Genomic DNA, 13886 nt, shown 5'->3' on the forward strand with positions numbered 1-13886 from the left:
CCTGGGCGGCCAGCCTCCGGCGCTGGTCTATTGGCAGAGAAATGATAGCAACCAACCCGGTCAGCAGGTGCAACGAGTAGCTTAAATCATGCCAGATCCTGTCCAAGAGACGGGGAGTAGCTCACCACGATCCTGGCCTTCTTCCCCTCCAGGTCGTCCAGATAGGCTCTGCTCTCCGTTTCATCGGCGGGTGCCTCTTGACGGGCCCTCATCTCAGCCATGGCGCCGCGCACGTGTTCGCGTATCAGCGCTTTGGTTCGCCACTCGCTGACGGGTCCATCTGCCAATTCGGAAATCATCTTCTCTTCTCCTGCCTCCGTCGCGGCAAGGAGGTCAGCCGACCTCTTTACCGCTTCGGACAGGACCTGTGTCCGAAGCGAGATGGAGAGAAATTCGGATGCCCCGACGTCACGCAGCGCCTTGGGTCAGCGGCGGCGGAAGTGGAAGATTCCGTTCCTGCGGACGAGATGAAGACCCCATCTACGTCCTGAGTTCCGAGGTCGCGTGCGGCCCATGTGAACCAGTTTGTGAACCTCCGCGACGTGGAAACGAGAGGATTGCCGCTTGATCAACGGCTATCCCATTGGAAGGGAGGGATTTTTCTGGATCATGGCTGGGGTGGTAGGATTCGAACCTACGATACACGGTACCAAAAACCGATGCCTTACCACTTGGCTACACCCCAACGCAGGGCGGTAACTACTGCGTGCGGCTCAGCGCTTCAAGGGCGAAAATTAAAAAATTGTCACTTGTCGGCGGTCCGGTTTCGGCGCTCTGCCGGGCGGGAATATCGCGCGTGCCCGGCCGGTGAGGGCCGGCCGATGAGGGCCGGGCGCGCGCGGTTTCGACGGGCTCAGGTGCTTTGCGGCCTGTTCGCGCCCAGGACGGTGAACATGGCGCGGCGCAGGCGGGTTTTCAGCCCGTCGATGACGCTGAACAGCGAGGGGACGAACAGCAGCGACAGAAGCGTCGACAGCAGCAGCCCGCCGATCACCGCCACCGCCATCGGTGCGCGGAACTCGCCGCCCGTGCCCAGCGCCAGCGCGCTGGGAACCATGCCCGCGGTCATCGCGATCGTCGTCATGATGATGGGGCGCGCGCGCTTGTGGCCCGCGTCCAGCATCGCCTCGTCGCGGGGCACGCCCTTTCCCATCGCCTCGCTCGCGAATTCGACCAGCATGATGGCGTTCTTGGTGACGATCCCCATCAGCATCAGAAAGCCGATCACCACCGAAAGTCCGATCGCCGACCCGTTCAGGTAGAGGGCGAAGATCGCCCCGCCGATCGCCAGCGGCAGTGACATCAGGATCGTCACCGGCGTGATGAAGCTGGAAAACAGCAGGACCAGAACGACATACACCAGCAGCACGCCCGCGCCCATCGCGAGCCCGAAGGAGGTGAAGACCTCTCCCATCACCTCGGCGTCGCCCGCGCTCTGCACCGAGGTGCCTTCCGGCATGTTCCGTGCGACGGGCAGCTCGGCGACCGCCTGCGTCGCGGGGCCCAGCAACGCGCCGGGGGCCAGGTCCGCCTCGACGGCGGTGCGATACTGCCGGTCGTAGCGTTCGATCGTGCTGGGGCCGGTGGACAGGGCGATGTCGGCCACGACTTCCAGCGGGACGGGCTGGCCGGTGGTGCTGGGCACCCGCTGTCCGGCCAGTTGCAGCAGATCGCGGCGCGATTGCTCGTTCAGGCGCACGGTGATCGGGATCTGACGCTCGCCGGTGTTGAACTTGGCCACGTTCGAGCCGCTGTCGCCGATCGTGGCGATGCGGATGGTGCTGGCCAGCGCCGCTGCCGTCACGCCCATTTCCGCCGCGAGTTCGGGCTTGGGGGTGATCTGGATCTCGGGGCGGGTCAGCGATGCGCTGCTGGAGGCGTTCTGCACACTGGGCAGCGCATTCATCTGGCGGGCGAGGGTGCGCGCCGCGGCGGCGGCGGCGGCCTCGCTGTCGCCCAGCACATTGACCGAGATATCGCGCTGGCCGTTTTCCTTGAGAAAGTTCAACCGCACATCGGGCACATCCGCGAGGCGCTTTTCCAGCTCGTCCTGAATGGCGAACGAGGATCTGTCCCGCGTGCTTTTCTGGCCCATGTTCACCACGATCTGCGCCTTGGTGATGCCGCCCGAGCCGCCGTCGACGAATACGTTCTGCACCTCGGGGACCTGCATCACATCCTGCGAGATCCGGCGCGCGGTTTCGCGGGTTTCGGCCAGCGTGGACCCCGGCGGCAGCTCGACGGAGATGGTCGCCCGCCCGGTATCGGCAGACGGCACGAATTCGGTCGGCAGCAGCGTCGCCGAATAGATCGACCCCGCAAAGATCCCCAGCCCCAGCAGCAGGGTGATCGTGCGGTTGTGCAGCGTCCAGCGCAGGATGCCCATGTAGCGGCGCATCAGGAAGCCGTCCTTTTCCACCTCGGGTTCGATCCCGTCGCGCAGGAAATAGGCCGACATCATCGGCGTGATCAGCCGTGCGACCAGCAGCGAAAACAGCACCGCCACCGCGACGGTCAGGCCGAATTGCTTGAAATACTGCCCGGCGATCCCGGACATGAAGCTGACGGGCGCAAAGACCGCGACGATGGTGAAGCTGATGGCGATCACGGTGGTGCCGATTTCGCGCGCCGCTTCCTCGGACGCCTCATAGGCGGGTTTGCCCATCTGGATGTGGCGCACGATGTTCTCGATCTCGACGATGGCGTCGTCGACCAGGATCCCGGTGACCAGCGTGATGCCCAGCAGGCTGACCGTGTTCAGCGAAAATCCCAGGTAGTTCATCACGATGAAGGTCGGGATGATCGACAGCGGCAGGGCCACGGCGGTGATCAGCGTGGCACGCCAGTTGCGCAGGAACAGGAACACCACGATGATCGCGAGCGCGGCCCCTTCGTAAAGCGTGTCCATCGCGCTCTGGTAATTGCCCTGGGTATAGACGGTCGCGTCGTCGATCAGCGACACCCGCACGTTGGGATATTTTGCGATCAGCTTTTCCAGCGCGGCCTTGGCGTTGTCGCCGGCCACGAGGTCGCTCTTGCCGGTGGCGCGGAACACGCCGAAGGCCACGACAGGCTGCCCGTCGAACAGTGCAAAGCTGCGCACCTCGGCCGCGCCGTCGGTGACGGTGCCCAGCTGGTCCAGCCGCACTGTCATCCCCGAAGGCAGCGTCAGCGGCGTCGCGGCCAGCTGCTCGACGCTGTCGGCGCTGCCAAGCGCGCGGATGCTGTATTCCTGTCCCGCCAGATCGCCGCGCCCGCCGCCCAGGTCGATATTGACCGAGCGCAGCTGGTTGTTCACATCCGCCGCCGTCAATCGCAACGCCTGAAGCCGCATCGGATCGAGATCGACCCTGATTTCGCGGTCCGCGCCGCCGATCCTGGAAACCTGGCCCACGCCCTCGACGGTCTGCAAGTCGCGCGCGACGACCTCATCCACGAAATACGACAGCGCATCTATGCTGCGGGTCGGGTCCGACACCGCGTAGGTCAGGATCGGGCGGCCGGTCACGTCGACGCGCTTGATGACCGGCTCGGTGATGGAATCGGGCAGATCGCCGCGCACGCCGGCCACGGCATCCTTGATATCGTTGAGCGCCCGGTCCGTGTCGGTTTCCAGCGAGAATTCGACCGTGATGGAGGCCGCGGAATCCGACGCCACCGCGGTGACATGCTTGACCCCGGTTACATCGGACACGGCGCTTTCGAGCGGCTTGATCACCTGGCTCGCGATTTCCGACGGGGCGGCGCCGGGCTGGGAAATCGTCACGGTGATGATCGGAATGTCGATGTTGGGAAACTGCGTCACCGGCAGCCGCAGAAAGCTGACCAGGCCCACGATGCACAGCACCAGAAACAGCGCGAGCGTCGGGACCGGCTTGCGGATCGCCCAGGTGGACATGTTCATTTGACGTCTCCGGCTGCGGCGGCGGCATCTTCGGCGGGGGGGGCGGCCTTGGCCGGGGCCGCGCCGGTTTCAGCGGCGGGCGCTGGGGGGGCAGGCGGGGTCGGGGCGGCGCCGCTGACTCCGGGTTGATCGGGAAAGACCGGTTTCACCCGGTCGCCATCCCCGAAGAACGCGCCGGCCTTGGCGATGACCGCGTCGCCTTCGGCCAGGCCCGTCAGGATCTCACGCCGGTTGTCCCAGATCAGCCCGGCCGCCACCTCGCGCCGCTCAACCACGCCGTCCTGTAGGCGCAGCACGTAATTCTGCGTGCCGTCGGTCAGCACCGCGGTGGCGGGCACCGTCACGCTGTCGCGCCGGTCGGTGATGATCCAGCCGCCCGCGAACAGCCCGAGCGCAGGCTGTCCGTGGACTCGAGCGAGATCAGCACCGTGCCCAGCCGGTTGACCGGGTCGACCGTGGGCGCGATCAGGCGGACCTTGCCGTTGACCCGGCCGATCCCGGCAATATCGATCTGCGCGGGGTCGCCGTCGGAAATCTGCGCGAGGGCGGTTTCGATCACCTCGGACCGGACCTCGACCACGCCATCCTGGATCAGGCGGAAAATGGGTTCCCCGCCGGAGGCCGCGATCGCGCCGATCTGGCCGTTGCGCTGCGAGATGAGGCCGGAGGCAGGGGCCAGCAGGGTCGCATGATCGAGGTTGAGCTGCGCGATCCGCAGTTGCGCCTGCGCCTGCTGCATCTGGGCCTGCGCCACCGCAAGCCCGTCGCGCGCCGATTGCGCGGCGGCGGCGGCCGTCTGGGCCTTGGCCTGCGCATCGTCCAGCGTGGCCTGCGACACGTTGCCCGAAGCCCGCAGCCGCGAGGTGCGCGACAGCGCCGCATCGGCCTGGGTCTTCGACGCATCCGCCGAGGCGATCTGGCTGGAGGCCTGACTGACCGCGGCCTGCGCGCGCGCGGCTTCGGCCTGCGCCTGGGCATACTGGGCCTGAAGGGTGGTGTCGTTCAGCTGTGCCAGCACATCGCCCTCGGAGACGAAATCGCCTTCGTCGACCGCGATACTGTCTATCGTATAGCCGCTGACCTGCGGATAGACCAGGATCTCGCGCCGCGCGACCAGCGTGCCGGAAACCGGCACCCGGCCGATCATCTCATGCCTCTCGGCGGTGGCGGCGGTGACGCTCGGCGGCGGCGCGGACTGGGCGGTGGGCTTCGGATCGGGCTGCGCCTGCGGGAGCGCGGGGTTTTCCGGGGCGGGGGGCTCCGAGGCGGGGGGCTCCGGGGCGGGGGACTCCGCGGCGGCGGGCTGGCCGGATTGGGCCCGCGCGCCCTCCGGCGAGGCCATGGCACCGGCCGCCAATCCGATCGCAAGCCCGCCTGCCACAAGGAATTTTCGTGCCGTAAAGAAAATCATCCTGTCCACCGCATCAATCCCGTCTGTTCAGAAATGGCTGAACGCGAATTAGAGCCTGGGCGCCGACACGTCAACGATTAGTTTCAGTATTGACTGAACGTAATGAATTTGATTGGGTCGCGCCAGACGAACACCGCATCACCAGCTTTGGGAAAATGGATGGCCGAGGAAGGTTTCGAACGGACGCGCGAACGGTTTATCGAGATGATGGGGATGGTCACTCAGGCCGAGGGGATGCCCCGGATCTCGGGGCGGTTGATGGGCCTGCTGATATTCGACGGTCGGCCCTATTCGTTCAGCGAACTTGCCACGCAATTGCAGGTCAGCCGCGGCAGCATCAGTTCCAACGCGCGCTTGCTGGTCGAACGCGGCATGATCGAGCGGATTTCCAAGCCGGGCGACCGTCAGGATTACTTCCAGATGGTTTCCGACCCTTACGACAGCATCCTGAACGGGGTCGGGCGCCGGGCCCAGGCGACCAGCCGGAACATCCGGCAGATCGTTGGCACGCTGCCTCAGGATCGGCCCGACGTCGCATCCCGCCTGCTTGGCTACGCGTCGCTCTACGGCGCGGTGGCCGATAGTCTGGCGATGGCGGTCGACCGTCTGCGCGCGGGCGCGCCCGAGGGAACCGGGCGCTCAGAGTGACTGGTCATAGGGGCCGACCTCGGGTTCGTGCCGCAGCAGCGCATCTATCGCCTCGAACAGCGCCTTGAGATCTGCCCGGCTTTGCGTGCTTTCGCAGACGACCACCAGATTGGGGGTGTTGGAGGAAGCCCGCACCAGCACCCAACTGCCATCCGTCAGACTGACACGCGCGCCGTTGACCCGGTTGATGTCCACGATGGCGCGCCCCGCCAGGCCCTCTCCGGCTGCCATCCGGGCGGCGAGCTTTTCGGCGATGCGCCGGGTGACGCCGTATTTCTCGCAGTCCGGGCAGGCGGGCGACAACGTCGGGCTGCACCAGGTTTCAGGCAGCTCGGCGTAAAGATCGGCGATGCTCCTGCCGGGGTGGCGGTTCAGCAGAGCGCAAAGTTCCGCCGTCGCGCGAAACGCGCAGTCGAACCCGTGGCCGAGCGGCGGGGCCAGGATGAAATGTCCGGATTTTTCGAACCCCGCCAGCGCGCCCGTTTCCTGCACCCGGCGTTTCATATGGCTGTGCCCGGTTTTCCAGTATTCCACCGTCGCCCCGGCGCGGCGCAGCACCGGGTCGCTGGCGAAAAGCCCGGTGGATTTGACGTCGGTGACGAAATGCGCGCCCGGATGCCGCAGCGCGATGTCACGCGCCAGGATCAGCCCCAGCTTGTCGGCGAAGATTTCCCGCCCCCGATGATCCACCACCCCGCAGCGGTCGCCATCGCCGTCGAAGCCGATGCCCAGGTCGGCCCCGCTGCGGTTCACCTGCGCGCCCATGTCGCGCAGCATGACCAGCGATTCGGGGTTCGGATTGTAATGCGGAAAGCTGAAATCGGGCCGCGTATGCAGCGGCACCACCTGCGCGCCGAGCGTTTCCAGCAGCTCGGGGGCGAAATGCGATGCGGTGCCGTTTCCGGTGGCGCAGACGATGCGCAGCGGGCGCGTCAGCCGGAGCCCGCGCGCCGCATCGGCCAGATAGGCGGTGCGCAGGGCCGGTCCGCGTGTGATCTGCCCGCCCGCCCGCGCGCGCGCGCCTCCCTGCATGACGATGTCGCGCAGCTCGCGCATCTGTTCGACGCCATGGGTGAGGGGGGCTGCGAACCCCAGCTTTACCCCGGTCCAGCCGTTGGGATTATGCGATGCGGTCACCATCGCCACGGCCGCGATGCCCAGCCGGATCTGCGCGAAATAGGCCATCGGCGTCACGCAGGTGCCGATATCGGTCACCGCGATCCCCGCCTGCTGCAATCCCAGCATCAGCGCATGTTTCACCGCCGGGGCATATTCGCGGAAATCATTGCCCACCAGGATGCGCGGGGCGATGCGGGCGCGGTGCATCTGGGTGCCGATGCCCAGACCCAGCGCAATGAAGCCTTGCAGGTTGATCTGCGCCGGGTACCGCCAGCGCGCATCGTACTCGCGAAACCCCGAAGGCGCGATCATCGGGTAGTCCAGAAAATCCCAGCTGTCCGCCGTAACCTGCGCCAGCGGGACCGGCGGGGCCGCATCCGACAGATCGTTCAGTTTCGGGTCGGACATGCGCGGGGCCTTTTGTTACAGGCGGATGGGATCGTCCTTTGCGACCTTGTCAAAGCGCATCAGACCCTTGACCAGATCGTCCATGCGATCCAGCGGTATCATGTTCGGCCCGTCGGAGGGCGCGTTGTCGGGATCTTCGTGCGTTTCCATGAAGATTGCACTAACGCCGATGGCCGTCGCCGCCCGCCCCATCACGGGCGCGAATTCGCGCTGCCCGCCGCTGGCGCCGCCCAGCCCGCCGGGTTGTTGCACCGAATGGGTGGCGTCCATCACCACCGGGTACCCGGTTTTCATCATCTCGGGCAACGCGCGCATATCCGCAACCAGCGCGTTATAGCCGAAGGATGATCCGCGTTCGGTCAGCAGAATCCGCTCATTGCCGGTGGATTCGATCTTGGCCACGACATTGGGCATGTCCCAGGGCGCCAGGAACTGGCCCTTCTTGACGTTTACCGCAGCACCGCTGTGGCCCGCCGCCAGCAGCAGATCGGTCTGCCGGCACAGGAAGGCGGGGATCTGCAGAACATCGACCGCTTGTGCGACCGTGTCGCAATGCGCGGGATCATGCACGTCGGTCAGCACCGGCACGCCCAGCGTGTCCCGGATGTCGGCCATGATGCGCAGCCCCTCATCCATGCCCGGCCCGCGTCGGCCCGACAGCGAGGTCCGGTTGGCCTTGTCGTAGGAGGCCTTGAAGATGAAACCGGCCCCGGCGCGCTCGCATATCGCCTGCATCGCCTCGGCGATCATCAGCGCGTGGTCGCGCGTTTCCAGCTGGCAGGGGCCCGCGATGAAGGTGAGGGGCAGGTCGTTTCCGACCTTTATCCCGGCGATATCGAGTGTCTTCATGTCTAGCTCGTGACCTGTTCGCGCAGAATGGATGCGGTGAGTGAGGCCATGAGATATATCCCGGCAAAGATCAGGAATGCCAGCGACGTGTTCTCGAAGACGCGCGGATAGGTCGGCTTGTCGGGGGCCACAGGATTGACGGCCATCGACAGATAGCGCGTCTGGCGGTTGGCCTCGATCCGGGCGGTTTCCATCTGTTGCAGGGCCTGCTGCAACATCAGTTGCCGGGTTTCCAGATCGGTCTGGGCGACCATCAGTTCGCTGGTGATCCGCGCCAGCGAACCCGACCCCTCGCCACCTTCGGTCAGGCTCGTGCGCAGATCCGCGATGACCTGTTCGAGACGCTGAATATTTCCCTTGGATACCGCCACGCGGGTTTCGTTGGGACGGCGGTTGGCCTCCAGCTCCGCCAGGCGCAGGCGTTCGTTCTGCAATTCGATCTCATAGGTGTTGATCTGGCCCATGACCATGGAACTTTCGGCCTCGGCGCTCAAGACGCCGCGGGCTTCCTGAAGCTGCACGACCTTCAGCTGGGCCGCCTGCATCTTCGCTTCGGCGTCCTTGTAGCTTTCGTTGGCGCCCGCCATCTGGTCGCGGCGCAAGCGCTGGGTCAGATGATCCACCTGCTCCTCCGCATAGGTGATCAATGCGCGCGAAAAGGCGACGGATGTGGCGGGATCGGTGGCGATCACCTCCATCCGCACGACACCTTCGGTCGGGTCATAGCCGATTTTCACGTTGCGCTGGTACACCTTGTAGGCGTCCTCGTTGGTGGCATTGGCGTCCAGCCGCTGGATCGGGTCGATCGCGGGATCCTGGAAATGCGCCTTGAAGCCGAGATCCTGGTCCAGCCGCTGCATCGCATCGCGTGACTGAAGATAGCTCTGCACGGAAATCGAATCCTGCGAGGTGGCAAAACTGGTGCCCGAGAACATCCCGCTCAACGGGCTGGCGCCCTGCGATTCCGCCTTCTGGATCACGAATTGCGTGTCGGTCGCATAGAGCGGCGTTGCGATCACCGCATAGTAGTAGCCCGCCACAAGCGTCGGCAGGAAGACGAAGAACGCCAGGCGGGCGATCAGGAGCGCGATGCGCCGTTTGCGGCGGCGGGCGATGTCGCGCTGGATGCGCATGATCTCCGACGCGCGCGACTGTTCGGGCCGGTCGGTTTCCATCTCGGCGGGCAGGGGAGTGCGCCGAATGGTCTGCGGCAGGTTGCGGACCTGGTTCTGATCGGCCACCAGCTCCAGCATGTTGGATTTCTCGAACGGGTCGATGCCCTGGCGGCGCAGCTGATGCACCGCGTCGTAATCCGAGGACGGGCGCAGCCCGTGTTTCTGCGCGATGCGCCGGGCCATGCGCAGCTGTCGGCCCGTCAGCCCCTCGTTGCGGATGGAGGCGATATCGTCGGCGGCGGTGGTGAGGTTCGCGGCGGGCAGGGCGGCCCCGCCCTGCGAGCCGCGCGCGGGTTCCGTGCCGCCGCGGCGGGCGGACACAACGGCGGCGCTGTTGCCGCGCGCCGTCGCGAACAGGCGGTTGCCGAAGCCGTCCTCGGTTTCTTCCTCGCCGCGCCGGGGCTGCGGCGCGGCCGCCCGCGCCTGAGCCGCGCCCTGGCGCGTGGCGGAGGCCTGCCCCGCCGCGGCGGGGCGGTCCGTCGAATGCTGGACCGTTGCAAGCTCCACGGAGGCGGGGCTGCGGCGGATCCGAAATTTCTTAGCTCTGGGTTTCATAATCATAGAGCCTTTTTGCTTCTTGCAAAGAATCGAACATATGCAACTGACCGTCGCTCAGGACGGCTGCGGAATTGCAGAATTTCTCCAGCGTGCTGGCCTGATGCGAAACGATCACCACGGTTGAATTCTTCAGCCGGTCGCGCAGGATCGAACCGGCGCGCTTGTTGAATTCCTTGTCCGTGGTGGACGGCATCCCCTCGTCGATCAGATAAATGTCGTATTCCAGCGCCAGCAACAGCGCAAAGGAAAATCGTGCGCGCATGCCCTGGCTGTAGGTGCCGACGGGCATGTCAAAATATTCTTTCAAGCCACAGACATACCGGCAGAACGCTTCGACGTAATCGGGGTCGAGCTGATACATCCGCGCAATGTAGCGGGCGTTCTCTCGGGCGGTGTGCTTGTTGTTTGTCCCCCCCATGAAGCCCAGCGGAAAGGAAACGCGGCAGTCGCGGTGGATGACCCCCTCATCGGGTTTTTCCAGGCCGCACATCATGTTGATCAATGTCGTCTTGCCGGTTCCGTTGGGCGCGAGAATGCCCAGGCTGTTGCCCAGTTCCACCCGGAAAGACGCACGATCTAGGATGATCTTGTGCTGCTTGCCGGTCCAGAACGACTTGCTGACGTCACTGAACTCTAACATCGGTGCCTCGTACTAACTGCTGACGTCCACTTGATATGGAGCTATGTGTCAATCGGTAACATAAATAGGCAATTGGGCGGTAATATGTCTGCGGCACCAGCAGGGCGGACGATATGCGGCCAAAGCGCGACGATATCTTGTCCCGGCCGGTCGATTGATCCCCTGACGGAAACAGCATCGGGGCCGATGCCCCCGATCCGGCCGGAAAGGCGGGGGTCCCGGACCGGCACGACGGGCCGGTCCGGGCATTGAGGGTCAGATGCGCCTTTGTCAGTCCTTCTGCTTTTCGACGCGCAACACGACACCGGCGACCAGCGACAACAGTGCCGCGGCAAAGCTGAACAGCGCGCCCATCTTGGCGGCATCCTGCACCGGCCCGCTTTCGAAGGCGACGGAGGCCACGAACAGCGAGACGGTAAAGCCGATCGCCGCCACGAATCCGACCACGATCAGATCGAGCACGCGCATGCCGGCGGGCAGGCCCAGCTTCATCGGGCGGGCGGCGAACCAGCCGAACAGAAAGATCCCCACCGGCTTGCCGACCAGCAGACCCGCCAGCACCAGCCAGGTCGGCGCGCCGATCGCCGAGAACTCGACCCCGGCGTTCATCAGGCCGAAGAAGAACAGGATGACCTCGACCGGGTGTTTCAGCAGATGCTCGATATGGTTCAGCAGGTCGGTCAGATATTGCTCCGCTTCGGCGAAGATGCCGAAGGCGCGGTCGGCGTGCGGAATGGCAGGCACGATCGGCAGCAGGCCGAGCGCGGGATGCAGACCGCTTTCCTGAAACGCGTAAAGACTGATCGCGCCCGCGACCAGATAGGGCCAGAAGCTGAGCTTGTTGCGCACCCAGGTCGAATTCGGGCGATGCTGCTTGCCCGCATCCATGCGCCGCGGCAACCAGTTGAACAGCACATATACCGTGACCGAGGCCGCGAGCGCCACCAGCAGCCAGGCAGGCACCAGTGCCGCCGACGGATAGAAGACCGCCAGAATGATCAGCCCGGCCGCGTCATCGGCGATCGCCAGCAGCAGCAGGAAACGCACTGCGGGGTGGCCCGCGCCGAACACGACCCGGCCCACCAGATAGGAAAACGCGATATCGGTGGCGGTCGGGATCGCCCAGCCGCGCGAAACGGCGTCATAGACGTCTGAGCCCAGAAAGGCGGCCAGACCCAGATACACCAGGATCGGCCCCGCCATGCCGCCCGCCGTCGCGAACAGCGGCGTCAGCGCCTTGCTGCCGCGCAGCGAGCCGTTTTCGAGGATGACGGCTTCCCAGACTTCCTTGGCCGCGACCGCGAAGAAGAACGCCATCAGCAAGTCGTTGACGAGGTAGTGCAGCGTCAGCGTGCGCACCAGATGCCCCTGGCCGTCATCGTGCAGCGCCCCGAAGAAAAAGTCCTCGATCAGGGGAAATTCCACGAAGGCGTGATAGCTGGCAGGGTCGGTATTCGCCCAAATCAGCGCGATCAACGCCCCAAAGATCAGCAGTAACGAATAGTTCGTTATAAAGTTCCAGACGCGATACACCGATACCTCCTCATTTTTTTCAGCCGCATCCTATTGAATGGGTTATCATCGGGCAACAGTCGGGGTGCCGTAATTCGCGCGGAAAGGACCCGTTCGGATGCGACTTTGCGCGCTGCCGCGCGCACGGTCGCACTGGCTATTGCGAAACCGGGCGAACTTCCTATCTGGGCGCCATGGGAAACACAGATGCCAGCGCCGCGCCCGGGGATCTCGCCGCGCAGATCCGTGCCTGCGATCTGTGCCGTGACCGCTTTGCCGCGACGGCCACACGCCACGCCCCCAGGCCGGTGGTCTGGTTCCGGCCCGGCACGCGCATCCTGATCGCGGGGCAGGCCCCGGGCGCGCGCGTACATGCGGCGGGCGTGCCGTTCAGCGACCCCTCGGGCGACCGGCTGCGCGACTGGCTGGGTCTGGACGACGCCGTGTTCTATGACCGCGAACGCGTCTCGATCGTTCCCATGGCCTTTTGCTTTCCCGGCTACAACGCGGCCGGGTCCGATCTGCCGCCGCCGCCGCTCTGCGCGCAGATCTGGCGCGGGCGGGTGATGGCGGCGCTGAGCGATGTGCCGTTGACGCTGCTGGTGGGCGGCTATGCGCAGAAATGGCACCTGGGCGCCCCGGCCCGGGCGGGTGTGACGCGCACCGTCGAGGCGTGGCAATCCTTCGCGCCGCGCGTCTTTCCCTTGCCGCACCCGTCCTGGCGCAATACCGGATGGCTCAAGAAGAATCCGTGGTTCGCCGAGGATCTGCTGCCGCAGTTGCGTCGACGCGTGAAAGAGGTGATGGCCGATGACTGAAACGACCGCGCTGGATGCGGCCCACGCCGAGATGCAGGCCGCGCCCGACGATGCCGCGCGGCGGCTGCGGTTCTACGAACGGCTGGCAGATACCGAGCTGCACCTGTTGCTGAATGCAGACCCCGAGCACCGCGCCGAGGATGATGCCGCAAGAGGCGCCGATGAAGAGGGGGCGGACGACCGGCGCATAGACCCCCGCGTCTTTCCGGTGGAGCAAGACGACTATGTGCTGGTTTTCGACCGGGAACACCGCCTGAGCCGGTTCGTCGGCGCGCCCGCGCCCTATGCGGCGCTATCGGGGCGCGCGCTGGTGGCGATGCTGGCGCGCGCCGGACTGGGCATGGGGGTCAACCTGGAGGTCGCGCCCTCCTCGATCCTGATCCCGCCGGGCGCGGTGGCCTGGCTCGCCCGGACGCTTAGCCATGCTCCCGCCGTGGCAGAGGCCCGCCCGGTGGAGGTCGAGCGCCCGCGCGATCTGCCCCGATCGCTGTTGCAGGGGCTGGATACCAAGCTGGGCATGGCCGAGGGCATGGCCCGTGCAGCCTATCTGGCGGCCGTGCGCTACAGCGACGGGGGGCGCGGCCACCTGCTGGCCTTTGTAGATGCGGCCCCGGGCGCGGAACAGGCGCTGGCGCAGGCGGCGGGCGAGGCGCTGATCTTCAGCGGCGTGGAAGAAGGCGTGATGGATGTGGCGTTTTTCGATGCCGCCGATCCGATCTGCGCGCTGCTGGCCCGTGCGGGGCTGCGGTTCGACCTGCCGCAACGCGCGGCCCGCGTGGCGCGGCCCGTCGCGGCCCCCGGCAGCGACCCGGCCCGCCCGCCGATCTTGCGCTGACATCGGCCG

Annotated in this window: 12 protein-coding genes and 1 tRNA gene; 3 read left to right on the forward strand and 10 right to left on the reverse strand. The window is 65.8% G+C overall.

What is annotated here, in order from left to right; genetic code table 11:
- Positions 1-86 precede the first annotated feature (86 nt).
- The 5 genes from ACU0BR_RS08600 to ACU0BR_RS08620 all read right to left on the reverse strand — a co-directional run bounded on the left by ACU0BR_RS08600 (position 87) and on the right by ACU0BR_RS08620 (position 5315).
- Positions 87-299, reverse strand: a complete 213-nt coding sequence (locus ACU0BR_RS08600; RefSeq protein WP_446156430.1) for a hypothetical protein — start codon at positions 297-299, stop codon at positions 87-89.
- A 311-nt stretch (positions 300-610) separates the two neighbouring features.
- Positions 611-685, reverse strand: a tRNA-Gln gene (locus ACU0BR_RS08605).
- A 168-nt stretch (positions 686-853) separates the two neighbouring features.
- Complete coding sequence (locus ACU0BR_RS08610) at positions 854-3904, reverse strand: efflux RND transporter permease subunit (protein ID WP_446156431.1); 3051 nt, start codon at positions 3902-3904, stop codon at positions 854-856.
- Positions 3901-4248 (reverse strand): hypothetical protein, encoded by a 348-nt coding sequence (locus tag ACU0BR_RS08615; protein WP_446156432.1) that lies wholly within the window; start codon positions 4246-4248, stop codon positions 3901-3903. Before ACU0BR_RS08615 ends, ACU0BR_RS08610 begins: the two co-directional genes overlap by 4 nt.
- Complete coding sequence (locus tag ACU0BR_RS08620; protein WP_446156465.1) at positions 4245-5315, reverse strand: efflux RND transporter periplasmic adaptor subunit; 1071 nt, start codon at positions 5313-5315, stop codon at positions 4245-4247. Before ACU0BR_RS08620 ends, ACU0BR_RS08615 begins: the two co-directional genes overlap by 4 nt.
- 159 nt (positions 5316-5474) lie before the next feature.
- On the opposite strand from ACU0BR_RS08620, the gene ACU0BR_RS08625 reads away from it, so the two are divergent.
- Positions 5475-5963, forward strand: a complete 489-nt coding sequence (locus ACU0BR_RS08625) for a GbsR/MarR family transcriptional regulator (protein WP_446156433.1) — start codon at positions 5475-5477, stop codon at positions 5961-5963.
- On the opposite strand, the gene ACU0BR_RS08630 is transcribed toward ACU0BR_RS08625, so the two are convergent.
- From ACU0BR_RS08630 to ACU0BR_RS08650, 5 genes are all read right to left on the reverse strand, one after another.
- A complete protein-coding gene (locus ACU0BR_RS08630) occupies positions 5955-7490 on the reverse strand; it encodes a phosphomannomutase/phosphoglucomutase (protein WP_446156434.1) in 1536 nt (511 codons plus the stop codon). The genes ACU0BR_RS08625 and ACU0BR_RS08630 overlap by 9 nt on opposite strands.
- Positions 7491-7505: 15 nt before the next feature.
- Positions 7506-8339, reverse strand: a complete 834-nt coding sequence (gene kdsA, locus ACU0BR_RS08635) for a 3-deoxy-8-phosphooctulonate synthase (RefSeq protein WP_446156435.1) — start codon at positions 8337-8339, stop codon at positions 7506-7508.
- A gap of 2 nt (positions 8340-8341) precedes the next feature.
- The gene (locus ACU0BR_RS08640; RefSeq protein WP_446156436.1) at positions 8342-10069 is read right to left on the reverse strand and encodes a capsule biosynthesis protein; all 1728 of its coding nucleotides are present in this window, start codon (positions 10067-10069) and stop codon (positions 8342-8344) included.
- On the reverse strand, positions 10053-10712 hold the full coding sequence (locus ACU0BR_RS08645; RefSeq protein WP_446156437.1) for an ABC transporter ATP-binding protein: 660 nt from the start codon (positions 10710-10712) through the stop codon (positions 10053-10055). Before ACU0BR_RS08645 ends, ACU0BR_RS08640 begins: the two co-directional genes overlap by 17 nt.
- A gap of 270 nt (positions 10713-10982) precedes the next feature.
- Positions 10983-12245 carry a Na+/H+ antiporter NhaA gene (locus ACU0BR_RS08650; protein ID WP_446156438.1) on the reverse strand — a complete coding sequence of 421 codons (1263 nt, stop codon included), beginning with the start codon at positions 12243-12245 and terminating at the stop codon, positions 10983-10985.
- A 173-nt stretch (positions 12246-12418) separates the two neighbouring features.
- Here ACU0BR_RS08650 and ACU0BR_RS08655 point away from each other — a divergent pair, with 173 nt between their 5' ends.
- Together ACU0BR_RS08655 and ACU0BR_RS08660 are read left to right on the forward strand one after the other, a co-directional pair.
- Positions 12419-13042: a uracil-DNA glycosylase family protein gene (locus tag ACU0BR_RS08655; protein ID WP_446156439.1), complete on the forward strand. Its 624-nt coding sequence runs from the start codon at positions 12419-12421 to the stop codon at positions 13040-13042.
- The gene (locus tag ACU0BR_RS08660; RefSeq protein WP_446156440.1) at positions 13035-13877 is read left to right on the forward strand and encodes an SseB family protein; all 843 of its coding nucleotides are present in this window, start codon (positions 13035-13037) and stop codon (positions 13875-13877) included. The genes ACU0BR_RS08655 and ACU0BR_RS08660 overlap by 8 nt, the downstream gene beginning before the upstream one ends.
- The last annotated feature ends 9 nt before the right edge of the window (positions 13878-13886 follow it).

Source organism: Brevirhabdus sp. (assembly GCF_052826345.1).